Here is a 23,702-nt window from a genome sequence, read left to right on the forward strand (position 1 = left end):
TGAAGAAATGAAATTATATACAAAAACAGGAGATAAAGGAACGACAAGTGTAATAGGCGGTAGGGTTGATAAAGATGATATCCGTGTGGAAGCGTATGGAACAATAGACGAGGCGAATTCTCATATCGGATATGCAATGACTAAGCTTCAAGGCGGGACTTATAGAGATATTTACAATGAGCTCGAAAATATTCAACATGAGCTATTTGATTGCGGAGGAGACTTGGCAATAGTGGAACAAAAAATTCCTTATAAGGTGACAATTGAGATGGTTGAAAGCTTAGAAAGAAAGATTGATTTGTATATAGAAAGCCCCGCCATTAGAACGCTTTATTTTGCCAGGAGGTAGCGAGGCGGCGGCTACTATTCATATTGCACGTACTGTTGTAAGGAGAGCAGAACGCTCTATAGTATCATTGCAAAAAGAAGTGAAAATAAATGAAGTTGTCTTAAAGTATGTAAATAGATTATCTGATTATTTGTTTGCAATAGCTCGAGTAATAAATGCTCGATTACAAGTGAAAGATGTGGAGTATAACCGTAGTGCATTAGTTTTTCGTGATAAGAAAGAGAAGGAAGTGGAGTAATTCACTTTCTTTTTTTTTGTATACTTTTTTCTGTAATATACCAAAATAGAGAAGGTATAGTGGTAATTAGAAAACGGAGGATGTATATGAAAGTTTTAAAATGCGGCGTCATGCTATTGAGTATACTGTTTGTATCTCAATTACATGTTTATGCAGAAGAAAATCGATGGACATGGCCTGTTGAAGGTCAGATAAGTGATTATTTTGGGACAAGGCATGGAAAACACTATGGTATTGATGTAGCTGCGCCAATTGGAACGCCTGTGGCAGCTATCCAAGATGGTAAGGTAACGAGGTCTTATTATTCGAGTAGTTATGGAAATGTTGTATTTATTAAACACGGAGAATATGAGGCTGTATATGCACATTTAAATAAGAGATATGTGGGACAAGGAGATTATATTTCAAAAGGAGAAAAAATTGGAGAAGTAGGGAACACGGGAGAATCGCGAGGTGCACACTTACATTTAGAACTTCATCAAGGAAGATGGACGATGGCGAAAAAGAATGCGATGAACCCATTGCTTGTTTTAAGTGAACAAAGAAATGAAGTTGTTTCTTCGTCATTATATGTCGTACAAAAAGGGGATACTTTAGTTAGTATTGCACGGAAATTTAGTATGACACTTAAGGAAATTAAAGAAAAAAATGGATTGCAGCAAGAGCTAATTTATCCTAATCAACAATTATATGTTAAGTAAAGGAAACGTCTCAAAAATTAAACTTTGAACAAATTTATGTTCTTCTTAAATAATGTTCAATGTAAATGAAATTATATGGGCGCTTTTGCTAGAACTATTGAGTGAATCAGAGCATCTATATCTAAAAGAAAACCGTCCCAAAGTTTATTTTGGGACGGCTTCTTTTACCAAAAAATAAAGACACATATAAATCCAGAAATAGCCAAATAGCTATACAAGTAAAAAACTTTTGTTCTTGTTTTCTCTTTTGTTCGAAACAGTACGATAGTCGGTTCAATTAAACCGATTGTCAAACAAAGTAGGCCAAGAAGCATACAACCAATCGAAATAGAATACAGGGCGATTTGTGGTGCTTGAAATGGAATCATCCATTTTAATAAAAATGCAATAAGTGCAGTGTAACAAATACTACCGATGTATTTATTCAGTGGTGTATTAGAACGAAAACCAGGAAGTTTTTTTAAGAAAGAGCGGGAAACAACTTCTGTTTGTAAAGATGTATGCTCTTCAATAATTTTTTGGGCTTCTTTTCCTTTTTGAAAAAGAGATAAGATCCAATTTCGCTCACCCTGAAAAATAAATTGAGAAGTTGTCAAATAGTGATCAATCTTCACTTTATTCCAACTCTTCCACGGATGACGCTCACACAATTTTAATTTACTTTCTGTTTTTTTATCATACTGATAAATACTTATGCCATCTTCATCGAAAGTAGCATAGTATGTCTCATTTGAGAATGTGCCTAAATCAATTGGGCAGTAGAAAAGTAATTCTTTTTTTAAGTAAAAGTATTCTTTTCTTAAGTTTTTTTTCATTGCTTCTCGAATAGAATGTCTCTTTTCTTTTTTCATGACATTTCCTCCATAACTCAGAAAATGTTCTTATCTTAACAATTCAATATCTTATCACTTTTAATTATATATGACTAGGTAATCCAAAAGAGAAATGCCGAATAATAAAAAAATATGGATTGTATTGTAAAATATCTCGCAATTTATTTGTTGTTATGAAAAATAAATAACTAATTTTAAATAAGTTACAATTTTTTAGTTCACAATGTTATGAGGTTGTTGTATAATGAAGGGGAAAATAGAATATCGGTCTATCTTCGGGGCAGGGTGAAAATCCCGACCGGCGGTGATGAACTATTTATGATTTTGTTCTAAGCCCGCGAGCCGTTAAGGCAGGATTTGGTGTGATTCCAAAGCCGACAGTATAGTCTGGATGGGAGAAGATGGAGGTTCAAGCGTTCAAAAAAGATATGGATTTGAACGTCTGTTTGATGTGCCTTAAATTCTCCCTTTGTGTAAAACACAAAGGGTTTTTTCGTTCTATGAAAAACAGGCATAGCAGAACCTTTCCACTTTCCATGAGATGATCGATGGAAAAGGAGAGAGAAAGATGAAACAAAAAAACAGTGTAGTGCAGATGGTGAGTGTAGCGATGCTAAGTAGTATTGCATATTTACTAATGATGTTGGATTTCCCGTTCCCAGGGCTTCCGCCATTTTTGAAAATTGATTTTAGTGATGTACCAGCTTTAATTGCAGCAATTATCTTTGGACCAGTAGCAGGAGTGATTGTAGAGGCGATAAAGAACATTTTACATTACGGGATTCAAGGGAGTTTAACGGGAGTACCAGTTGGAGAAATTGCAAACTTTATTGCAGGATGTTTATTTATTGGACCAGCAGCTTTCTTATTTAGAAAGTATCGTACTGTGAAGAGTTTAACTACAGGATTAATGCTAGGGACAATTACAATGGCACTTATTATGAGTGTATTAAACTACATCATCATATTCCCGGCTTACACTTGGTTTTTAAATTCACCGGCTATGTCTAGCGAAACCATAAGAACAACGGTTGTAACGGCAATCTTACCATTTAATTTAATTAAAGGGATTGTTGTAACAATTGTATTTGTAGCATTATTCTCACGCCTGAAAGTATGGGTGTTTGCAAAAATGAAAAATGCATAATATATATTAAAACCATTAGTAGTGTGAAACTACTAATGGTTTTTTATTAAGGAAAATAAAATTTAGATACAAAAAATGCCCCTCATCAATATGAGGGGCATTTTTTGAAGTTAATAAAAGACTATTCGAATTTTAAAGCGTCTCCGTCGAATGATTCGTCAGCAACTTTAATTGAGTCAGTTGGACAGCCTTCGAATGCATCCATCATATCTTCAATTAATACATCTGGAATTTCAACGATACCTTGGTTATCATCTAATGTTACAAATGCAATACCTTCATCATCATAGTCATAAATGTCTGGTGCAGCAGCGCCACAAGCACCACATGCAATACAAGTATCTTTATCAACGATTGTATATTTTGCCATCTTTTTTCCCTCCTGATAATATGTATGTGAAAAGCTCGCCATAAAAATTATAACCTTATTGTAAAACGGTTTGTAAAACTTTTCAACATAAAATTATAATGATAATGCTTATCAATTAGAGTGTCAACTTATTTTTGAATTATGTCATAAGATTTTCAAAATACGTAAATATGATTTCGTTTGATACAATAGACTATATACAAGTATATAGTTCTTATATGATAAGTTTAATGAGCGACAGTAGATAGTGTAATTGTACTGAAAAGAATGAAGTTAAGATTGGAAGGTGGAAGCGGTCATGCAAATACAATATACTTTGTTGCATTGTTTAAAACAATTGAATGGTGAGAGAACCGTTTCTTCTATTTATTATTTACTAAAGGGCAAACGTTCTTCGCAAACTTTACAAGATGGAAATATGTTCCGAATTTCATTTTTGTTCGGAATATATAAATCATTGAATAGAAATGACTATGATGGTGAAGTTGCAAAGTTGTTGCAAGCGGATTTTATTCAAGAAATACATGAAAATACATATGTGTTAACACCTACGGGTAAAATGCAGTTACATAAATGGGAGGAAGTTTATGCTTTTCCAGCACATTTGCATGGTTTACATTACGGTGAATTAGGTGAAACATTTTGGAAAAGATTATCATTGATTATTCAAACCATATCCAATTTACAACAGAATAATACGAGGTTTATTCCAATTCAGCAAGATACAGAAATAATGATGTGGGTGAAACGTTTTCTAACAGGAAGGCCATATAAGAGAAGTGAGTTGGCGAGAAAACTATGGACGGAAGTACAGAATCTTTTAGAAAAGAGTAATGCGATAGAAGCGACGATTGTAACATATCGATTAACGGGTTATGAACGTATTGGTTGTACATTGCAACAATTAGCAGAAATTACGAAACAAGATATATTCAGGGTGTATTTTTTATTTTGGGGTACAATGCATTTCTTTATACAAGAAGTTCGTGATAAAGAAAATGAATTTCCACTATTAGCTGAAATTATATCTTATCCAAATGAGAGAGCTGAATTATTTAGTTTATCCACGAAAAAAACATATAATTTTTGGAGGCAAGGACGTTCTTTAGAAGAAATAGCGACGATTCGGAATTTAAAGGTTGCAACGATAGAAGATCATTTTGTTGAAATTGCTTTGCGAGAAAAAGATTTTTCTATTGAAATGTTTATGGAAAAAGAAAAGATAGACAAAGTAATAAAAGTAATTGAAGCATTGCAAACGCGGAAGTTACGTGTTTTGAAACAAGCGGTTGGAGAAGATATTTCTTATTTTGAAGTTCGTCTTGTATTAGCGCGGATGGAGGGTGTAAATGAAACTTGAAGAATATTTATATAAGTGGTTTGGATATTCTGAATTTCGTCCAGGTCAAAAAGGAGTAATTACAGATTTATTAGAAGGAAAAGATGTGATAGCAATGCTTCCGACTGGAAGAGGGAAATCTATGTGCTATCAGTTTCCAGGGCTTATGCGAGAAGGAACAGTGCTTGTTGTATCACCGTTATTATCTTTAATGGAAGATCAAGTGACACAATTAAAGTATGTTGTGAAAAACCGAGTAATAGCATTTAATAGTTTTCGGACATTAAATGAAAAAAGAGAAGCGATGAAAAAATTATCTTCATATAAATTTATTTTTGTTTCACCAGAGATGTTACAGTCGGAGTTATTAATTAGGGAATTGAAGAAAATTCATATTTCATTATTTGTTGTTGATGAGGCTCATTGTATTTCTCAATGGGGTTATGATTTTAGACCGGACTATAAAAGACTAAATGTAGTTATTAAAAATATTGGTTCTCCTACAGTATTAGCATTGACAGCCACAGCGACAAAAGGGGTACTGCAGGATATCGCAGATAGTTTAAATTTAAAGGGTGCTGCGGAACATGTATACTCTATTGACCGTCCTAATATTGCAATGGATGTGCAATTTGTAGAGACGATAGAAGAAAAGAAAGAGACGCTTTTAGAGCAGGTGATGTATTTACAAGGGCCGGGGATTGTATATTGCTCAAGTAGAGCGTGGACAGAAAGGTTAACGGAATACTTGAGAGGGAAAGGTGTTACTGGTGTAGCTTTTTATCATGGTGGTATGGAACATGAAGAGCGTATGTTAATTCAACAGCAGTTTATGAACGATCAATTGCAACTTGTAATATGTACAAGTGCATTTGGTATGGGGGTAAATAAGGCGAATACGCGATATATTATTCATTTTCATTATCCAACTAATATAGCTTCTTACTTACAAGAAATCGGAAGAGCTGGAAGAGATGGCGAACCGAGTATAGCTATTTTATTATGTAGTCCGTTGGATCATGATTTACCAATTTCAATCATTGAGGATGAATTGCCAAGTAAGTCACAAATACAATTTTTATTTTCTTTACTACAAGAAAGAATGTTTCAAACGAAAGAATTACCAATAGAAGATGTAGAAGAAATTTGTTATAATGCAGCAAGATTTAATGAGCAATATTGGCGTTTCGTTCGTTATCATCTCGAACAGGTTGGAATTATACAACAACGAAGATTATTATTAGAAGGTTTGTCAGATGAAATCATGAACCGATTAATAGCTGAAGTAGAAATAAGGTTGCGTAATAAATATAGTGAGCTAGAAAATATGAAGTCATGGATACAAGTTAAAGGATGTAGACGTGAATATGTGCTGCAACAGTTCGGTTATAAGAAAGAGCAAGAGTTAATTAATTGCTGCGATTATTGCGGTATTACAAAAGAAGATTATAAAAAAAGACGAGCGCAACAATCGGATTTCGACTATAATTGGGAAACAGAGTTACAAAAGCTTTTCGGCCTAGAAAAGATGGAGGAATGATGAACATTCAAAGGCATAATGTTGAAGATATGAGTCCGCAGGAAATAAGGCTGAATCTATATATAACACAGTTAATTATTATCGGTATTGGCTGTTTACTGGCATATATATTATTTCAAGATGTAAAAGAAGTCTTTAATTTATGGAAATGGGAACCAGTATCTATACTTATTATAGGTGGTTTGTTAGCGATTGGTATTGTGTTATTAGATTATGTTGCAATGCGAGTGTTTCCGGAGTCTTGGTTTGATGATGGTGGTATTAACGATAAGATGTTTCGAGGAATGTCCGTTCTGCATTTACTCGTTATTACGTTCTTAATTGGTTTTGCAGAAGAGTTTTTATTTAGAGGTGTAGTGCAGACTCATTTTGGAATTGTAATTGCGAGCTTCGTATTTGCAGTGTTACATATTCGTTATATAACAAAGCCATTTTTGTTTTGTTTCGTCTGTTTCATTAGTTTTGTCTTTGGTTATGTATTTGAATGGACAGGAAATTTGTTTATAACAATCTTTGCACACTTTCTTGTTGATTTTATAATGGGACTCCAATTAAGAAAATAAATGGAAGGTGGTGGTGAACAACATGAGGAAACGAATTCCTGATTTTGAAGAGGAATTAGAAGTTGAGCGAGTGGAAGAAAAAGAAAGTTTACCGCCGCGTAGTGAAATTCATAGAAATAAAGAGAAAAAACAAAAGTTTAAAATAAATCACATTTTCGTCCGGGTTTTAACATTTCTATTCATTCTGCTGCCAATTAGTATTTTGTGGTACACGGATAAATATATTCAGGTGAAGGGTGATAGTAATAATGCCGGAAAAAGTGCGTTTGAAGTAATCTTCTTTGATTCAGCTAAATCTGAGTCGCAGAAACAGTCTGAAAAAGTAATAACGCATACTGTGAAAGAGGGAGAAACTTTAGAAAGTATAGCGAAGCAATATTTTTCAGATGGAAATGGAATTGAAGTAATTAAAAAGTATAATAACTTGCAAGAAGATGAAGTGAGTGCAGGTCAAGAATTAAAAATTCCGATAAAAGATAAGTCCACAAAGCAAGAAAGCTAGTGAGTTAAGCGATCACAGTTTGTTATAAAAGCCTAGGATTATCTTTATGAGGAGGGGAGTCAAAAATATGATATGGATTATATTATTCAGTACTCTCATAGGCATGGGGATTTTATTACTTCTTGTGATGTATAAAGAAGCGATGCGTAATAAGGTGTTGGAACATACTTTAGTATTTAAAGAATTTCCGAAAAGTTTTCAAAAAGTAAATGTGTTTTTTATTTCTGATATTCATAGAAGAGTCATTTCGAATTTGTTAATTGAACAAGTAAAAGGAAAAGTAGATATTGTAATTATCGGAGGAGATTTAGCAGAGAAAGGTGTCTCTTTATCAAAAATCTCTGCGAATATTCAAAAGTTAAGAGAGATAGGTCCTGTATATTTTGTGTGGGGAAACAATGATTATGAGATAGAATATCATGAATTAGATGCGTTATTATTAGAAAATAACGTAAAAGTTTTAGATAATACAAGAGTGGTATTTGAGTCTGAATTAGGAGAGAAAATTTGTTTGCTCGGTATAGATGATGTTGGATTGCACCGTGATCGTCTAGATTTGGCATTGGCGGATTGTAAAGAAGATGGTTTTCGTATCCTAGTTAGTCACAACCCTGATATAATAAAAAAAATGTCTGGAAATGAACAGATTTCACTTGTGTTAAGTGGACATACGCATGGAGGACAAATCCGATTATTCCCATCTAAAAAATATTTAAAAGGTGGCGTATATAACCATTTGAATACGATTCTCTTTGTTAGTAATGGGTACGGAACAACATTGATACCACTTCGTTTCCGAGCACCTGCTCAAACACATATCATTACATTGTGCGGAGGGAAATGATGCCAACTCTTAGTGGGAAATATAATATAAAAGCTGTTTCGAATATAATTGGAGTTCAGCCGAGCACGCTTCGTGCATGGGAAAGACGATATCAAATTATTGCCCCAAAGCGAAATCAAGCTGGGCATCGTTTATATACAGAAGAGCATATTCAAATTTTAAAATGGTTAATGGAAAAAGTTTCTTCCGGCATGATGATTGGACAAGCAGTTCAGTTATTAGAAGAGAATCGTTTGCCGAGTACAGTTCAAAAAGAGATACATTTCGATAAAGAAGTTGTTTTAGTGGACGATTTGCTACAAGCTTTGTTAAAATTTGATGAAATTACAATTGCTGCATTATTAAACGAAGCTTTTAGTATATATTCAACAGAAAAGGTTGTTGCTAGTATCGTTCTTCGAGTGACAGACAAATTATTAACGTCAAAAAATAATAATGAGATTTCAATGGTGCAATTCCAATATGCACTATCATTTTTACAAACGCGTCTAGGGATGGTGTATCACAATGCCTCAATGTTTTCCTCTTTACACAAAGTTATTGTGTTAGAAAAGAATGCATTGAAAGGATTTATTTTTTCAACTTATTTACGCTTAAAAGGATATGAGGCGATATATATTAGGACAAGCTTAGCTGAAGATGGTATGTTGTCAGCGGTAGAGGAAATACAGCCGAAATATGTATTTGTATCTTTTGCTGACGAACAAGATATGAAAAAGACGATGAACTTTATAAATTTATTACAAGAAAAAAGGGAATCTCTTTCTGTTGGATTTATCGGAAAGCTAGGCGTTCTAAACCAGTTGGACATTGAAACAATCTTAATTGGTGATACGAAAGAAGAATGGGATGAATGGTTAAAAATATCGGAATAGTTGTTCGAAAAGAACCATCTATTTTCTATTTCATATAATAAAATTAGATGCATTGGTTACGTAGGGAGGGTATGAGATGAGGCTGGAACGATTAAATTACAATAAGATAAAAATTTTTCTAACATTTGATGATTTATCTGAACGAGGATTAACGAAAGAAGATTTATGGAGAAATGCGCCGAAAGTACAGCAATTATTTCGTGATATGATGCAAGAAGCAAATAAGGAATTAGGATTTGAAGCAGATGGTCCGATTGCAGTTGAAGTGTTTTCTCTACAAGCACAAGGGATGGTTGTAATTGTAACGAAAGAAAATCAAGAAATGGATACAGATGATGAGTTCCGTGACGAGTTTATTGAAATGCAAGTGACTCTAGATGAAAGTGAGCATATATTATATGAGTTTGCTACGCTAGATGACGTAATTAACCTGTCAAATCGCTTATATAACCTTGGTGTAACTGGCGGAAAGCTATATACGTGGGATGAGCGCTTCTATCTTTGGGTGGAAGAAGAGGAACAAATTCAATTGTTAAAGGCGGATTTTATAGCTATTTTAGCGGAATACGGTAATCCGTCTACAGCAACCATTTATCGCATCATGGAGTACGGTAAAGAATTAATGGATGTTAACGCGATAGAACAAATACACAATTACTTTGTGAAAAAACAAAACCTCAGCTAATACAACAAAGCTGAGGTTTTGTTTTTATTTGGATAAGGGAAGGGATGATTGTAAATACTCGAACATACTTTTTGAAAATAAAATATGCAGTTTTATGGGAGTATGGTTGATGAAAATAAAAAACATTTAAATATTTAAGTATTTTACTTTTCTAAAAGTAATAAAAGGACTATAATAATAGTGAAAACGCTTGCAACATAAAATAGTTTGTATATATTTGTTAGCGTTTTCTATTGCATTCCAAATTTAAGGGTGTATACTAGGCAATGAAGGTTTACTAAACAAGTGAAATTACAGGGGGTTTACTTACTATGGTAGCCGAAAAGGGAACTCAAACAAAAACACAACAACAAAGGGAACAACATTTTGAACTATTGAATTCAACACAAATTGTTATTAGTGAAGCGTTAGAAAAATTGGGTTATCCAAACGAAGTATATGAATTATTAAAAGAACCAATTCGTATGATGACAGTGAAAATACCAGTTCGTATGGATGACGGGACTGTTAAAATATTTACAGGATATCGTGCACAACATAATGATGCTGTTGGTCCAACGAAAGGTGGAATTCGCTTCCATCCGAATGTAACAGAAAATGAAGTGAAAGCACTTTCAATCTGGATGAGTTTAAAATGTGGTATTGTTGATTTACCATATGGTGGAGGTAAGGGTGGAATTATCTGTGATCCACGTGAAATGTCATTCCGTGAGTTAGAAAGATTAAGCCGCGGTTATGTACGAGCAATTAGCCAAATCGTAGGTCCGACGAAAGATATTCCAGCTCCAGATGTATTCACAAACTCTCAAATTATGGCATGGATGATGGATGAGTATAGCCGTATTGATGAATTTAATTCACCAGGATTTATTACAGGTAAACCGCTTGTATTAGGTGGATCACATGGACGTGAAACAGCAACAGCGAAAGGTGTGACAATTTGTATTCGCGAAGCTGCGAAAAAACGTGGCATTGATATTAAGGGTGCACGCGTTGTTGTTCAAGGATTCGGTAATGCTGGTAGCTTCTTAGCTAAATTTATGCATGATGCAGGTGCGAAAGTTATTGCAATCTCAGATGCTTACGGCGCGTTACATGATCCAAACGGATTAGATATTGATTATTTATTAGACCGTCGTGATAGCTTCGGTACAGTAACAAAGCTATTTAACAATACAATTTCAAACAAAGAATTGTTAGAGCTTGATTGCGATATTTTAGTTCCAGCTGCAATTGAGAACCAAATTACAGAAGAAAATGCTAATGATATTAAAGCGAAAATCGTTGTTGAAGCTGCAAATGGTCCAACAACATTAGAAGCGACTAAAATTTTAACAGATCGCGGAATTTTACTTGTTCCAGACGTGTTAGCAAGTGCTGGTGGTGTAACAGTATCTTACTTTGAGTGGGTACAAAATAACCAAGGTTACTACTGGACTGAAGAAGAAGTAGAACAACGTTTAGAAAAAGTAATGGTAAGATCATTTGATTCTATTTATGAAACAGCACAAGTTCGTAAAGTGAACATGCGCTTAGCGGCGTACATGGTTGGTGTTCGTAAAATGGCTGAAGCAAGCCGCTTCAGAGGTTGGGTATAAAATATTATATCTTGAGAAAACGTGATTTCCTTTCGAGGAAATCACGTTTTTTTGTTGAAATATTGAATGAGGTGTTGTATATGGAGAATGAAATGCTGGAACGAGTAGAACAATTAGAAGAAAAGGTTAAGAGGTTAGAGGGAGAACTTGCAAGAACGATGAAAGCTCGAAAAATAAGTATCGTTCGGATGTTCGGGGAAGGGCTACTGTTTTTGATATTTGGTGTGGTTGTAGTAGGGCCGATTATTGCCGTTGTAATCTCAATTTTTACTTGGATTGCTGAAAAATAAAATAAAAAAAGAACGCTTGTTCTATACGAACAAACGTGCTATACTCTCCTTAGATAAACAAAACGGAAATGATTTTAAGGAGAGATAAATGATGAAAATGACAGTAGACCAAAGATTTATGATGCCAGCAGATGTTGTAGAGCGAGTGGAAGTATTACGAAACAAACAAAGCAAGCGTGGCACATTATTACAATCGGTAAATAAATTTTTCGGTTTAGATACGAAAGAAGATTGTGTTTGGTTTTACGGTTTTTATGGAGTGGCTGTAAGTATCTTGTTGTTTATGGTGTTCACTTCAAATATTTTCGATTTTCTCTTCGCGTAAGAAATATGCGATAAGGACATTGTTACCGAATACATATATAAGGAAGTAAGGTAACCTTCTAGAGCGGGAGTTGGTAGCAATGGCAATGTTTCCTATAGAGCGCAACTATATTGGATATGGAAGTTCACGACCAGGGATTCCTCTGACTAAAGTTAGATTTATTGTAAGCCATGATACGGGGAATCCTGGAAGCAATGCGATAGGAAATCGAGATTACTTTAATGAATTACAACCGAAAGCTTCGGCGCATACATTTATAGATGATAAAACAATATTGGAGATTATTCCTATAAATGAAGTTGCGTATCATGTTCGATATGGTGTGCCGACGGATAATGACTTATATGGCTATGACGCGAATAAGGCGGCCATTGGAGTGGAACTTTGTTATGGCGGTGATGTTAACTTTTGGGAAGCATATAATCGTTTTACATGGTATCATGCGTATTTATGCCAAAACTTTGGCTTAAATCCGAAAAAAGATATCGTGTCACATAAAACGCTTGATCCAGCTAGAAAGATTGATCCTGAGAATGTATTAGGGAAACAAGGTATTAAATTTCAGCAGTTTTTAGCAGATGTCTATCGGATGTACGTTTCGTTTAGATGACAAATATATGAAAAATGAATACAATAAAGATAGGTGCCTACTGCTGTAAGTAGGTTTTTTCTTGTTTTTATAAATAGTGTATTGGTAGAAGACTAGGAGTGGACGAGTATGCAGAAAGAAACAGTTATTATAATCGGAGGCGGTCCGTGCGGATTAGCGGCTGCAATTTCGTTGCAAAAGGTTGGGATAAATCCGTTAGTAATTGAAAAAGGAAACATTGTAAATGCCATTTATAATTATCCAACTCATCAAACATTTTTCTCTTCGAGTGAAAAATTAGAAATTGGTGATGTAGCTTTTATTACAGAAAATCGTAAGCCAGTTCGAAATCAAGCGCTTGCGTATTATCGTGAAGTAGTAAAACGTAAATCTGTACGTGTAAATGCTTTTGAGCGAGTGGAGAAAGTTCAAAAAGATGGAGAAGTTTTTCAGGTTGAGACGACAAAGCGTGACGGAAGTAAAGAAATATATATAGCGAAATATATTGTTGTAGCAACTGGATATTATGATAATCCAAATTATATGAATGTTCCAGGTGAGGAATTGAAGAAAGTAGCTCACTATTTTAAAGAGGGGCATCCTTATTTTGATCGAGATGTAGTAGTTATAGGTGGGAAAAACTCGAGTGTAGATGCCGCGTTAGAACTTGTTAAATCTGGTGCACGTGTAACGGTACTGTATCGTGGAAGTGAGTATTCACCAAGCATAAAGCCTTGGATTTTGCCGGAATTTGAGGCGTTAGTACGAAATGGTACAATTCAAATGCATTTTGGGGCTCATGTGAAAGAAATTACTGAGCATACATTAACGTTTACAGTTGATGGTGAAGCTTTTACAATCAAAAACAATTTTGTATTTGCGATGACTGGTTATCATCCTGATCATAGCTTCTTAACGAAGATGGGTGTTCAGATTGATGAAGAAACAGGACGTCCAATTTATACAGAGGATAGAATGGAAACGAATGCTGAAAATATTTTCATTGCAGGTGTCATTGCTGCTGGAAATAATGCAAATGAAATATTTATCGAGAACGGTAGATTTCATGGAGATGCGATTGCGCAAACCATTGCATTAAGAGAAAAATAAAAAGGAGCTGTCGGGAAAACCTCGACAGCTTCTTTTTATTCGTGCATAAACATATTTTGAATGGATTCATGAGAATTTGTATTCTCTAATGCAACAAGCAATTTAATGCGTGCTTTTTGTGCATTTAAGCCGTATGTGAATACAATGCCCATATCTTTTAAGTGTTTACCGCCACCTTCATACGAATATACGTCTTGAACGATACCGTTGAAACAGCGAGAAACTAATACGACAGGAATACCTTTATTTAATAATCTTTCTAGGCTAGGTAGTGTTCTCGGAGGGAGATTACCTTGTCCAAGAGCTTCGATAACAATGCCGTCTACAGGAAGATTTTCGATTGCTGCTAATAATGTATCATCCATGCCAGCATATGCTTTTAGAACAACTACATTTTTAGACACTTTGTTTATCGTATATGTTTCGTGATGTACTAAAGCGTGATGGAAGACAACGCCGCGTTTTGTTACCATTCCAATTGGTCCGTATTGTGGGCTTTGGAATGTTGCGACATTACTTGTATGTGTTTTCGTTACATTTGTAGCGCAATGAATTTCGTCATTTAATACGACTAAAACACCTTTTTCTGCAGCTTCATCACAACTAGCAACTTTTACAGCTGATAAGAAGTTATATAGACCATCAGCACCTAACTCATTGCTAGAGCGCATTGCACCTGTCACTACGATCGGAATAGTTGCTTGTACTGTTAAATCTAAGAAATAAGCTGTTTCTTCTAATGTATCCGTGCCATGCGTAATGACTACGCCATGAATGTTGTCTTGTTTTACTCTTTCATCAATGATGACTTGTAATTGTAACATTTCGCTCGGTGTCATATGAGGAGATGGTAGATGGAACACATCTTCAACGATTAAATCAACATCGCCTTCTAAATCAGGAATGAATTTTAAAAGAGGATTTTTTTCACCTGGTTGTACGACCCCAGTTTCTTTATCTTCCTCCATTGCAATTGTTCCACCTGTGTGTAAAACTAGGATTCTTTTCAATGCTTATACCCCTTTCAAGTAAAAAAATACATTTAGAACATAACATGTTTTGAGTAAATTCGACAATGGAAATGTATAAAAGTATGCCTCGAAAATGACAATAAAATTAACCGCTATATGTACGATGTATAAAATCACGAAACGAAATGGGCAAATATAGTATAGGAGGGAGGGATTGCGGTGAAAAAGATGGAGAGAATTTTTATTCGTATATTAATAATACAATTCATTTGTCTTTCTGTTGTGCAATTGTTATTTATACATAAGTCATCAGTGAAATATTTATCTAAAATTGTTTATTATGAGGGTGTCATGGTAAAAAACAAAATGGAAATCTTGCAGGTGAATAGGTAGTTTTCATTTTCTTCTATGAAGGATTATGCTACAATAATTGAGGATTTAATGACGTGAAGCAAATGAGAAGAAGCAGGGTGAACACCTGCTTTTCGTTTTGTTTTATAAGTGAAAAAATGAGGTGTTACGATGGATAAACGAATTTCAATTGCTATAGATGGTCCAGCAGCTGCTGGGAAAAGTACAGTGGCAAAAGTTGTTGCGAAGGAACTTTCTTACGTTTATATTGATACAGGCGCAATGTACCGTACGCTTACATATGCAGCCCTTGAACAAAAAGTAGACGTTGAAAATGAAGAGCAGTTAATGGAAGTTGTAAAGAATGTAAATATTGAGTTTCAGCAAGGAGACAATACACAGCTTGTATTTTTAAATGGACAAGATGTTTCTGAAGTAATTCGTACACCTGATGTGACGAATCGAGTATCTATTGTAGCGAAACATCGCCTTGTTCGTGAAGAAATGGTACGTCGTCAGCAAGAGTTAGCGAAAAAAGGCGGCGTTGTAATGGACGGCCGTGATATTGGTACACATGTATTACCGGATGCTGAAGTGAAAATCTTTATGCTTGCTTCTGTTGAAGAAAGAGCGGAAAGAAGACATTTAGAAAATTTAAATAAAGGTTTCGATTCTAATTTAGAGCAGTTAAAAGAAGAAATTGCTCAGCGTGATAAATTAGATTCAGAACGCGAAGTTTCTCCACTAAAAAAGGCTGATGATGCATTGGAATTAGATACGACTTCTTTATCAATTGAAGAAGTTGTCCAAAAAATTATGAGCATTGTTTCTGGAGTGTTTGCGAAATAAAGAAAGGGGATAATCCTCTTTCTTTTTTTGTTTAAATAGAAATGTAAAGGATACGTGAATTGTGAGTCTCTTTCCTTGACAAATGAGCTGATTTGTAAGAAGTTAGTTAAAGAGGAATAAAACTGTCAGAATATATTCGCTATTATATTTCAAAACATACTTTTTTCAAGCTAGTTTTGCTGTATACTATTTATATAGGTTTAATATATTTTCTTGTGAATGGTATTGAAAAAGAGTATGTGATGAGAAATTCTTAAACGTGCAAATGAAAACTTTGTTTTCATTTCGTATATACATAAAAAATGCTTTGTCAATTCTGTAGGGAGGTATTTCCATGGTAGAGAAAATGAATGAAGAAGTTATGGATTCAAAAGAATTACAAGTTGGTGACGTTGTTACAGGTTCTGTAACGAAGGTTGAAGAGAAACAAGTGCTTGTAAATGTTGGATACAAAACAGATGGCGTAATTCCAATTAGTGAATTAGCTAACGTTCATATTGAAAAAGCAAGCGATGTTGTAGAATTAGATCAAACACTAGAGTTGAAAATTATTAAATTAGAAGAAGATGATCTTGTCTTATCTAAACGTGCTGTTGATGCAGAAAAAGCATGGGTAGAACTACAAGAGAAATTTACTTCTGGTCATGTATTTGATGTTACTGTAAAAGATATTGTGAATGGCGGATTAGTTGTGGACCTTGGTGTTCGCGGTTTTATTCCAGCTTCACTTGTAGAAGTACATTATGTAGAAGACTTTACTGATTATAAAGGTAAAACATTAGCGGTGAAAATTGTTGAATTAGACCGTGAAAAAAATCGTGTAATCCTTTCGCATAAAGCGGTAGTAGAATTAGAACTAGATTCTAAGAAAAAAGAAGCAATTTCTTCATTAAAAGAAGGGGACGTTGTTGAAGGAACAGTGCAACGATTAACTGACTTTGGCGCATTCGTTAACGTTGGTGGAGTGGACGGCTTAGTTCACATTTCACAAATTTCACACGAACGTGTAGAGCAACCTTCTGAAGTGTTGGAGCAAGGTCAAAAAGTTAAGGTAAAGGTGTTATCTGTTGATGCTGATACACAACGTATTTCTTTATCAATTAAAGCAGCTCAACCAGGACCTTGGGAAAACGTTGCTGGCGAAATAAAAGCTGGAGATATTCGTGAGGGAGTAGTAAAACGCCTTGTTACATTTGGTGCATTCGTTGAGATTTTACCTGGCGTTGAAGGACTTGTACACGTATCTCAAATTGCAAATCGTCACGTGAAAAATCCGAATGAAGTATTGGAAATGGGACAAGAAGTAAAAGTGAAAGTACTTGAAGTTCACGTAGCAGAGAAACGTATTTCTTTAAGTATAAAAGAAGCGCTTGAGGAAAATAATGTAACTGAAGATTATAGTCAGTATGAGCCAAATGCTGATTCTGCTACTTTCCAATTAAGTGATATTATTGGTGAACAACTGAAAAAATTAAAGAAATAATGAGGGGTACAAGTGGTAAGGGCAAAACGTAAATTAGATCATATTGAATATGCTCTTTCTACTGGTCAGTCTCGTACGCATGGCTTTCATGATATTGATTTTGTGCATCAAAGCTTGCCAAATTCAAATTATGACACAATAACATGTGAAACAAAAATCGGCGAACTTTCACTAAGTTCGCCGATTTTTATCAATGCGATGACTGGTGGTGGAGGAGAGAAAACGTTACATATTAATGAGCAATTAGCATATGTAGCGAAACATCACAACCTTGCTATGGCTGTAGGTTCGCAAATGGCGGCGTTAAAAGATGAAAGTGAAGTTGCTTCTTATAAGGTGATTAGAAAGGTAAACCCAAATGGTATTTTCTTTGCTAATTTAGGTAGTGAGGCAACTATCGAGCAGGCAGAGCGCGCCGTTGATATGATTGAAGCGAATGCATTGCAAATTCATTTAAATGTCATACAAGAGTTAACGATGCCAGAAGGAGACCGTGATTTTACTGGAGTACTTCAGCGCATTGAGAAAATTGTTTTAAATAGTAAAGTTCCTATCATTGTAAAAGAAGTTGGATTTGGGATGAGTAAGGAAACGATGCAACAGTTAGCGAACGTAGGTGTAACAGCCATTGATATTGGTGGGCAAGGTGGTACGAATTTTGCTGCTGTTGAAAATGAAAGAAGACAGCGAATGCTTTCTTATTTTAATAACTGGGGCATACAAACAGCAACCTCGATTATTGAAGCAACCTCTACAAATAATAACCTCTCTTTTATTGCATCTGGGGGTATACAAACAGCGCTTGACGTAGCGAAAGCAATCGCATTAGGGGCGAATACAACTGCGTTTGCTGGTTACCTTTTACGTATTTTAATGCAAGATGGTATCGAGAAGTTAGTGGATGAAATTGAGCTTCTACATACAGATTTGAAATTTATTATGACAGCTCTTGGTGCGAAGACGATAGAAGAGTTGCAATCTGTACCTCTTGTTGTAAAGGGTGAAACATATCATTGGTTAATGCAACGTGGTATTGATACTGCGCATTATAGTAGGAGATAAAAAATCAACCGTTCGGTTGATTTTTTTGTTCTATTCTTTTTCGTAATATAAAGTGGAGAATGGAACTAGTATTATATGAAAATATCATTTCGTGAAAATTACAATTGAAAAAGGGTTGAAAATGTAGATGGTGTGTTGTCGAATTACTGGAAAGAACTTAATTTTTAATGGGAATAGGTGAAGGTAAAAAGAAGTAGTGGAAGGATATAGTGCGCAAAATATTATTTTGATATAAATTTAAAACATTAAAATGATTATGTAAAAGACGGTTTCGTACAATATCGAAACCGTCTTTTTGTATTAATTAGTGCTGGTTTTGTTTTCGAGCCTGTTCTGGTGTATCAAGTCCAGTCGCACCTGGATATTGTAGTGATTGATCACGATCGGATTCAACGCGGCGTGATTCTCGTAGTTTTCGTTCTTGGCGATCTTTACCCATAATGAATAACACCTCCTTGTTAAAAGTGTTGCTGTTATAAGAAAAAACTATGCGTAAATAAAGTGGATTAACTTTCATAAAAAGTTCCCATAATGGAAAACATAGGAGGTGAAGTTGATGGATGGAAGTACTTTTTATTTTGTAGCTTGGATAGGGTGGGTCATCGCAACCTTTTTTATGAAAAAGGACCCTATTCGGTGGAAGTTAGGCGCTTGTATACTGATTTTTATAATTTGCTCTCCGTTACATGTAACGATTGCCTCATTCGTGGTATCGGTAAATGCTCTTCTACTTTGTATTATTTCTTTTATAGGGATCACGCTATATTCTGTCTGGAAAAAATTGTATAGCTTACTTTCGGCACTTATTATCGCAATGTTATATACAAGTTTTCATCTGTTAGAAATATATGATCCGATTTGGATTGTGGTGGATAGAGTGTTTCTGCTAAGTAGTGCTCTTGTGTATGCATCGGTGTTATTGCATGGGGATCGCGTATTACGATTATGTTCCCTATATGTAGGAATGTTACAAGGAGAGTTGCTAGTGACATTTATTTTTAGGAAATTGAATTTTCCATATGATTACGGTAGTTTAGCATTTTTTGATATCGTCGCCGTTTCTACATTATTCATGGCAGTATTGTTTTTGATTGCAAAAGCATCAGTATACAGGGAACAGTTTAAGAGAAAAACACGTAAAAGAAAGGCGAGGGTAATACATGACTGAATATACACCAGCCATTTTATGCGGCGTAATAGCAGGGACAGTTACAAGGGTGCTAATGCTGCGGACGGATACGCGGCAATATCCGACGAGGCTGCATGGGAAAATCATTCATATTGCAATGGGTTTAATTGCAGCTGCTTTAGGAGCGATTGCAATCCCGTCTATTTTGAAAAAAGATTTTTCTGCCATTACATTTCTTACGTTAGCAGCGACACAATTTCGTGATGTACGTAATATGGAAAGAAATACGCTTCAACAATTAGATGGGTATGAGCTCGTACCGCGTGGAAATACATACATTGAAGGAATTGCATTGGTTTTTGAAAGTCGCAACTATTTGGCAATGTTAACGTCGTTTGCAACGACGTTTGCGTATATAGGGTTCCGTTCATGGATTGCAGGAGTAATTATGGCTATAATTGCATTTTTTATCGCGAAAAAATTAATGTCTGGTAAAAGGCTGCATGATCTTGTTGAAATTGAGCACGTTCCGCTTCGTTTTGAAGGAGCAGGGCTTTATATTGACAATATTTACATTATGAATATTGGATTGCCAGCAAGACAAGAAGAAATTATGAAATATGGTATGGGTTTTATTTTAAAGCCGAAATCAATTGATGCGATGGTTACAATCTCAAATTTAGGGCAACGACAAGCTATTTTACACGATGTTTCAGTAGCGTTAGGGATTTATAGAGATTCTGGTACACCAGCGCTTGTACCGTTAGCAAAGCGTGATTTAGAGGATGGCAGGGTTGGGATTTTTGTCCTGCCGCAAGATCAAGATGCAGAGAAAGCGATAGGTGTCATAGGAAATGTACCAACGTTAGAAAGTGCTGTCCATATGTCATCGGAAGCCCCGAAAGGAAGGGGAGATAAGAGATGATGTTAGAAAGTGTTATTCTGGCAGTTATAACAACGACTCCAGAAAAATTTGCAGGTGGTGCTCCTTTATTCGTTTGCGAATCGACAGAGGAACTAGAATTTGTTGCAAATAATTTAGAGGCAATTTTAGATGGTATTGCACATCGCTTACAAGAGAATGTATATATTATTGTGAAACATTAGCAACGTGTGTTATAATGTGAGGTGTTTTGATACGTTGAGAAATATTCTGGAATGCAAATCCCTTCTTGCACAAAGAAGGGTTTTTTACATAATAAACAGAAGCAAGTTGAAAGGATGAAAGTATATGCCGAAACCAGTAATAGCGATAGTAGGTCGCCCGAACGTAGGGAAATCTACTATTTTCAATAGAATTGTTGGAGAAAGAGTTTCAATCGTAGAAGATATTCCAGGTGTAACGCGTGATCGTATTTATAGCGCTGGAGAATGGTTAAATCATGAATTTAACATTATTGATACGGGCGGAATTGATATTGGAGACGAGCCGTTTTTGACACAAATTCGTCAACAAGCTGAAGTAGCAATTGATGAAGCGGATGTTATCATTTTTATGACAAACGGTCGTGACGGTGTAACAGCAGCTGATGAAGAAGTTGCAAAAATTTTATATCGTTCAAATAAACCGGTTGTACTTGCGGTAAATAAAGTGGACAATCCGGAAATGCGCAGTGACATTTATGACTTTTATGCATTAGGATTTGGCGAACCATTTCCAATTTCAGGTACACACGGATTAGGATTAGGTGACTTACTAGACGAAGCTGCACAACATTTCCCAAAGATTGAAGAAGACGGATATGATGAAGACACAATTCGTTTCTCTTTAATTGGACGTCCAAATGTAGGGAAATCATCACTTGTAAATGCTCTTCTTGGTCAAGAGCGTGTAATTGTTAGTAATGTAGCAGGAACAACTCGTGATGCTGTCGATACACCATATAGTAAAGATGGAAAAGATTATGTAATTATTGATACAGCTGGTATGCGTAAAAAAGGAAAAGTGTATGAAAGTACAGAAAAATATAGTGTACTTCGTGCTCTAAGAGCGATTGAACGTTCTGACGTTGTTTTAGTCGTTTTAGATGGTGAAGAAGGAATTATTGAGCAAGATAAAAAAATCGCTGGATATGCTCATGATTCAGGGCGAGCTGTTGTTATCGTTGTAAATAAATGGGATGCAGTGAAAAAAGACGAGAAAACAATGAAAGCATTTGAAGAAAATATCCGTGCTCATTTCCAATTCTTAGAATACGCACCAATTGTTTTCTTATCTGCAAAAACGAGAAAACGTACACAAACATTAATACCGGTTATCGATGAGGTAAATGAAAGTCATAGTATCCGTATTCAAACGAACGTATTAAACGATGTAATTATGGATGCGGTAGCGATGAATCCGACACCAACTCATAATGGTAGCCGTCTGAAAATTTTCTATGCAACACAAGTTGCGGTAAAACCACCAACATTTGTTGTGTTTGTAAACGATCCAGAATTATTGCACTTCTCATATGAGCGTTTCTTAAAGAATCGCTTACGTGAATCATTTGGCTTCGTAGGAACGCCGATTCACATTATCGCTAGAGCAAGAGACTAATGGAGAGGATGTGATTTTATGACAAAAATCACAGTAGTAGGAGCAGGTAGCTGGGGAACAGCGTTAGCGATGGTATTAGCTGACAATGGACATGATGTACGTATTTGGGGGAATCGCCCAGAACTTATGGATGAAATTAATACGAAACATGAGAATAGTCGATATCTCCCAGGCATTACATTGCCAAGCACAATCGTAGCCTACTCTTCTTTAGAAGAAGCATTAGTAGATGTAAATACAGTACTGCTAGTAGTACCAACGAAAGCGTACAGAGATGTATTACAAGAGATGAAAGAAATTGTTACTGAATCAATTACTTGGATTCATGCGAGCAAAGGAATTGAACCTGGTACGTCAAAACGTATTTCGGAAGTGATTGAGGAAGAAATTCCAGAGCACTTAATTAAAGATGTTGTTGTACTGTCTGGACCGAGTCATGCTGAAGAAGTCGGTTTACGACAAGCGACAACAGTTACGTCTGCAGCAAAGCGTATGGAAGCGGCTGAGGAAGTACAAGATTTATTTATGAATAGTTATTTCCGTGTATACACAAATCCAGATATCGTTGGAGTTGAACTTGGTGGTGCGTTAAAAAATATTATCGCATTAGCTGCTGGTATAACTGATGGTCTTGGATTAGGTGATAATGCAAAAGCAGCATTGATGACACGTGGTTTAACAGAGATTGCTCGTTTAGGAAGAAAGATGGGCGGGAATCCGTTAACGTTTGCTGGTCTAACTGGTATGGGAGACTTAATTGTAACTTGTACAAGTGTTCATAGCCGAAATTGGCGAGCTGGAAATATGCTTGGAAAAGGACACTCTTTAGAAGAAGTGTTAGAAAGTATGGGTATGGTTGTGGAAGGTGTAAGAACAACGAAAGCTGCTCATGAATTGGCAGAGAAAATGGAAGTTGAAATGCCGATTACAGCTGCTTTATATGACGTGCTGTTCAATGGGAATAACGTAAAAGATGCGGTAGGCTCATTGATGGGACGTGTTCGAAAACATGAAGTGGAAGCTATACCTGATTTACTGTAAAGAAAAGCGCCAGAAGTACATTTGTACTTCTGGCGCTTTTTTTATTTTTTGGGTCTTTTCACCATTTTTTCATTTTTGCATAGGATGAAGAGTAACTTGAGGAGAGGGTGAAAAGAATGGATAATAACATTTTTAATAATATTGAGAAGGAAGCGAAAGTAAATAAAGAGGATATTTTTAAATTAGCATCATCCGTGCAAAATGCGAATTTACGTGATGAAACTGTACTTCGTCAATTAATTCATCAAGTGGCTCTTATGGCGGGACGTGAAGTGCCGAAAGAGCAAGAGGATCAAATTGTAAAAGCGATTATTAATAATAATATGCCAACAGATTTTGGCTCGTTAAGCAAGATGTTTAAAAAATAAATTATGAG

General features: G+C 35.4%; 28 protein-coding genes, 1 pseudogene and 1 riboswitch. Of the genes and pseudogenes, 25 read left to right on the top strand and 4 right to left on the bottom strand.

The window, feature by feature from the left end; translation table 11 throughout:
• Positions 1-7: 7 nt before the first annotated feature.
• A pseudogene (locus tag AXW78_RS07155) lies at positions 8-587 on the top strand (cob(I)yrinic acid a,c-diamide adenosyltransferase).
• Between the two features lie 86 nt (positions 588-673).
• Complete coding sequence (locus AXW78_RS07160) at positions 674-1,288, top strand: peptidoglycan DD-metalloendopeptidase family protein (RefSeq protein WP_000866118.1); 615 nt, start codon at positions 674-676, stop codon at positions 1,286-1,288.
• 164 nt (positions 1,289-1,452) lie between these two features.
• On the opposite strand, the gene AXW78_RS07165 is transcribed toward AXW78_RS07160, so the two are convergent.
• Positions 1,453-2,139 (bottom strand): hypothetical protein, encoded by a 687-nt coding sequence (locus AXW78_RS07165; RefSeq protein WP_000711797.1) that lies wholly within the window; start codon positions 2,137-2,139, stop codon positions 1,453-1,455.
• Positions 2,140-2,388: 249 nt separating this feature from the next.
• Positions 2,389-2,528: riboswitch (FMN riboswitch) on the top strand.
• Positions 2,529-2,689: 161 nt separating this feature from the next.
• Between AXW78_RS07165 and AXW78_RS07170 the strand changes: the two genes are divergently transcribed.
• Positions 2,690-3,268: an ECF transporter S component gene (locus tag AXW78_RS07170; RefSeq protein ID WP_000810857.1), complete on the top strand. Its 579-nt coding sequence runs from the start codon at positions 2,690-2,692 to the stop codon at positions 3,266-3,268.
• 121 nt (positions 3,269-3,389) lie between these two features.
• Here the strand turns inward: AXW78_RS07170 and AXW78_RS07175 are convergent, their stop codons facing one another.
• Complete coding sequence (locus AXW78_RS07175) at positions 3,390-3,638, bottom strand: ferredoxin (protein WP_001151993.1); 249 nt, start codon at positions 3,636-3,638, stop codon at positions 3,390-3,392.
• A 298-nt stretch (positions 3,639-3,936) separates the two neighbouring features.
• Here AXW78_RS07175 and AXW78_RS07180 point away from each other — a divergent pair, with 298 nt between their 5' ends.
• The 12 genes from AXW78_RS07180 to AXW78_RS07235 all read left to right on the top strand — a co-directional run bounded on the left by AXW78_RS07180 (position 3,937) and on the right by AXW78_RS07235 (position 13,898).
• The gene (locus AXW78_RS07180) at positions 3,937-4,998 is read left to right on the top strand and encodes a YpbB family protein (RefSeq protein ID WP_001167007.1); all 1,062 of its coding nucleotides are present in this window, start codon (positions 3,937-3,939) and stop codon (positions 4,996-4,998) included.
• Positions 4,988-6,517, top strand: coding sequence for an ATP-dependent DNA helicase RecQ (gene recQ, locus AXW78_RS07185; protein ID WP_061883931.1), 1,530 nt, complete (start codon positions 4,988-4,990; stop codon positions 6,515-6,517). The genes AXW78_RS07180 and recQ overlap by 11 nt, the downstream gene beginning before the upstream one ends.
• A complete protein-coding gene (locus AXW78_RS07190; protein WP_001025780.1) occupies positions 6,517-7,080 on the top strand; it encodes a CPBP family intramembrane glutamic endopeptidase in 564 nt (187 codons plus the stop codon). Before recQ ends, AXW78_RS07190 begins: the two co-directional genes overlap by 1 nt.
• A gap of 22 nt (positions 7,081-7,102) precedes the next feature.
• Positions 7,103-7,582, top strand: coding sequence for a LysM peptidoglycan-binding domain-containing protein (locus tag AXW78_RS07195; RefSeq protein ID WP_001231556.1), 480 nt, complete (start codon positions 7,103-7,105; stop codon positions 7,580-7,582).
• 67 nt (positions 7,583-7,649) lie between these two features.
• Entirely contained in the window at positions 7,650-8,426 is a 777-nt protein-coding gene (locus AXW78_RS07200) for a metallophosphoesterase (protein WP_000637795.1), read from the top strand.
• Positions 8,426-9,301, top strand: coding sequence for a MerR family transcriptional regulator (locus AXW78_RS07205; RefSeq protein ID WP_046945523.1), 876 nt, complete (start codon positions 8,426-8,428; stop codon positions 9,299-9,301). The genes AXW78_RS07200 and AXW78_RS07205 overlap by 1 nt, the downstream gene beginning before the upstream one ends.
• 76 nt (positions 9,302-9,377) lie before the next feature.
• The gene (locus AXW78_RS07210; protein ID WP_001235402.1) at positions 9,378-9,986 is read left to right on the top strand and encodes a genetic competence negative regulator; all 609 of its coding nucleotides are present in this window, start codon (positions 9,378-9,380) and stop codon (positions 9,984-9,986) included.
• A gap of 311 nt (positions 9,987-10,297) precedes the next feature.
• Positions 10,298-11,584, top strand: coding sequence for an NAD-specific glutamate dehydrogenase (gene gudB / locus AXW78_RS07215; RefSeq protein ID WP_000225173.1), 1,287 nt, complete (start codon positions 10,298-10,300; stop codon positions 11,582-11,584).
• A gap of 80 nt (positions 11,585-11,664) precedes the next feature.
• The gene (locus AXW78_RS07220) at positions 11,665-11,874 is read left to right on the top strand and encodes a hypothetical protein (protein WP_000426761.1); all 210 of its coding nucleotides are present in this window, start codon (positions 11,665-11,667) and stop codon (positions 11,872-11,874) included.
• Between the two features lie 88 nt (positions 11,875-11,962).
• Positions 11,963-12,199, top strand: a complete 237-nt coding sequence (locus tag AXW78_RS07225; protein ID WP_001983018.1) for a DUF3961 domain-containing protein — start codon at positions 11,963-11,965, stop codon at positions 12,197-12,199.
• A gap of 79 nt (positions 12,200-12,278) precedes the next feature.
• Positions 12,279-12,809: a peptidoglycan recognition protein family protein gene (locus tag AXW78_RS07230; RefSeq protein ID WP_001240655.1), complete on the top strand. Its 531-nt coding sequence runs from the start codon at positions 12,279-12,281 to the stop codon at positions 12,807-12,809.
• Between the two features lie 108 nt (positions 12,810-12,917).
• Positions 12,918-13,898: a YpdA family putative bacillithiol disulfide reductase gene (locus tag AXW78_RS07235; RefSeq protein WP_001168513.1), complete on the top strand. Its 981-nt coding sequence runs from the start codon at positions 12,918-12,920 to the stop codon at positions 13,896-13,898.
• Positions 13,899-13,933: 35 nt separating this feature from the next.
• Here the strand turns inward: AXW78_RS07235 and ansA are convergent, their stop codons facing one another.
• Positions 13,934-14,908: an asparaginase gene (gene ansA / locus AXW78_RS07240; RefSeq protein WP_000822009.1), complete on the bottom strand. Its 975-nt coding sequence runs from the start codon at positions 14,906-14,908 to the stop codon at positions 13,934-13,936.
• Positions 14,909-15,088: 180 nt separating this feature from the next.
• On the opposite strand from ansA, the gene AXW78_RS34305 reads away from it, so the two are divergent.
• The 4 genes from AXW78_RS34305 (at position 15,089) to AXW78_RS07255 (ending at position 18,614) form a co-directional block, all read left to right on the top strand.
• Positions 15,089-15,262, top strand: coding sequence for a YpfB family protein (locus AXW78_RS34305; RefSeq protein ID WP_000738056.1), 174 nt, complete (start codon positions 15,089-15,091; stop codon positions 15,260-15,262).
• A gap of 129 nt (positions 15,263-15,391) precedes the next feature.
• Positions 15,392-16,069 carry a (d)CMP kinase gene (cmk, locus tag AXW78_RS07245; RefSeq protein WP_061883932.1) on the top strand — a complete coding sequence of 226 codons (678 nt, stop codon included), beginning with the start codon at positions 15,392-15,394 and terminating at the stop codon, positions 16,067-16,069.
• A 334-nt stretch (positions 16,070-16,403) separates the two neighbouring features.
• Positions 16,404-17,552 carry a 30S ribosomal protein S1 gene (gene rpsA, locus AXW78_RS07250; RefSeq protein ID WP_000229559.1) on the top strand — a complete coding sequence of 383 codons (1,149 nt, stop codon included), beginning with the start codon at positions 16,404-16,406 and terminating at the stop codon, positions 17,550-17,552.
• Between the two features lie 12 nt (positions 17,553-17,564).
• Positions 17,565-18,614 (top strand): type 2 isopentenyl-diphosphate Delta-isomerase, encoded by a 1,050-nt coding sequence (locus AXW78_RS07255; RefSeq protein WP_061883933.1) that lies wholly within the window; start codon positions 17,565-17,567, stop codon positions 18,612-18,614.
• Between the two features lie 304 nt (positions 18,615-18,918).
• On the opposite strand, the gene AXW78_RS33780 is transcribed toward AXW78_RS07255, so the two are convergent.
• The gene (locus tag AXW78_RS33780; protein ID WP_000513900.1) at positions 18,919-19,053 is read right to left on the bottom strand and encodes a YpzI family protein; all 135 of its coding nucleotides are present in this window, start codon (positions 19,051-19,053) and stop codon (positions 18,919-18,921) included.
• A 117-nt stretch (positions 19,054-19,170) separates the two neighbouring features.
• On the opposite strand from AXW78_RS33780, the gene AXW78_RS07265 reads away from it, so the two are divergent.
• The 6 genes from AXW78_RS07265 (at position 19,171) to AXW78_RS07290 (ending at position 23,694) form a co-directional block, all read left to right on the top strand.
• Positions 19,171-19,782 (top strand): YphA family membrane protein, encoded by a 612-nt coding sequence (locus tag AXW78_RS07265; RefSeq protein ID WP_000349108.1) that lies wholly within the window; start codon positions 19,171-19,173, stop codon positions 19,780-19,782.
• Positions 19,775-20,668 carry a YIEGIA family protein gene (locus AXW78_RS07270; RefSeq protein ID WP_000141596.1) on the top strand — a complete coding sequence of 298 codons (894 nt, stop codon included), beginning with the start codon at positions 19,775-19,777 and terminating at the stop codon, positions 20,666-20,668. Before AXW78_RS07265 ends, AXW78_RS07270 begins: the two co-directional genes overlap by 8 nt.
• Entirely contained in the window at positions 20,665-20,850 is a 186-nt protein-coding gene (locus tag AXW78_RS07275; protein WP_000979059.1) for a capping complex subunit for YIEGIA, read from the top strand. Before AXW78_RS07270 ends, AXW78_RS07275 begins: the two co-directional genes overlap by 4 nt.
• Before the next feature lie 124 nt (positions 20,851-20,974).
• Positions 20,975-22,285, top strand: coding sequence for a ribosome biogenesis GTPase Der (gene der, locus AXW78_RS07280; RefSeq protein ID WP_001125893.1), 1,311 nt, complete (start codon positions 20,975-20,977; stop codon positions 22,283-22,285).
• An 18-nt stretch (positions 22,286-22,303) separates the two neighbouring features.
• The gene (locus AXW78_RS07285) at positions 22,304-23,326 is read left to right on the top strand and encodes an NAD(P)H-dependent glycerol-3-phosphate dehydrogenase (protein WP_000161764.1); all 1,023 of its coding nucleotides are present in this window, start codon (positions 22,304-22,306) and stop codon (positions 23,324-23,326) included.
• 116 nt (positions 23,327-23,442) lie between these two features.
• Positions 23,443-23,694, top strand: coding sequence for a stage VI sporulation protein F (locus tag AXW78_RS07290; RefSeq protein ID WP_000369754.1), 252 nt, complete (start codon positions 23,443-23,445; stop codon positions 23,692-23,694).
• Positions 23,695-23,702: the final 8 nt, after the last annotated feature.

The organism is Bacillus thuringiensis (assembly GCF_001595725.1).
In the GTDB taxonomy this organism is placed as follows: domain Bacteria; phylum Bacillota; class Bacilli; order Bacillales; family Bacillaceae_G; genus Bacillus_A; species Bacillus_A thuringiensis_K.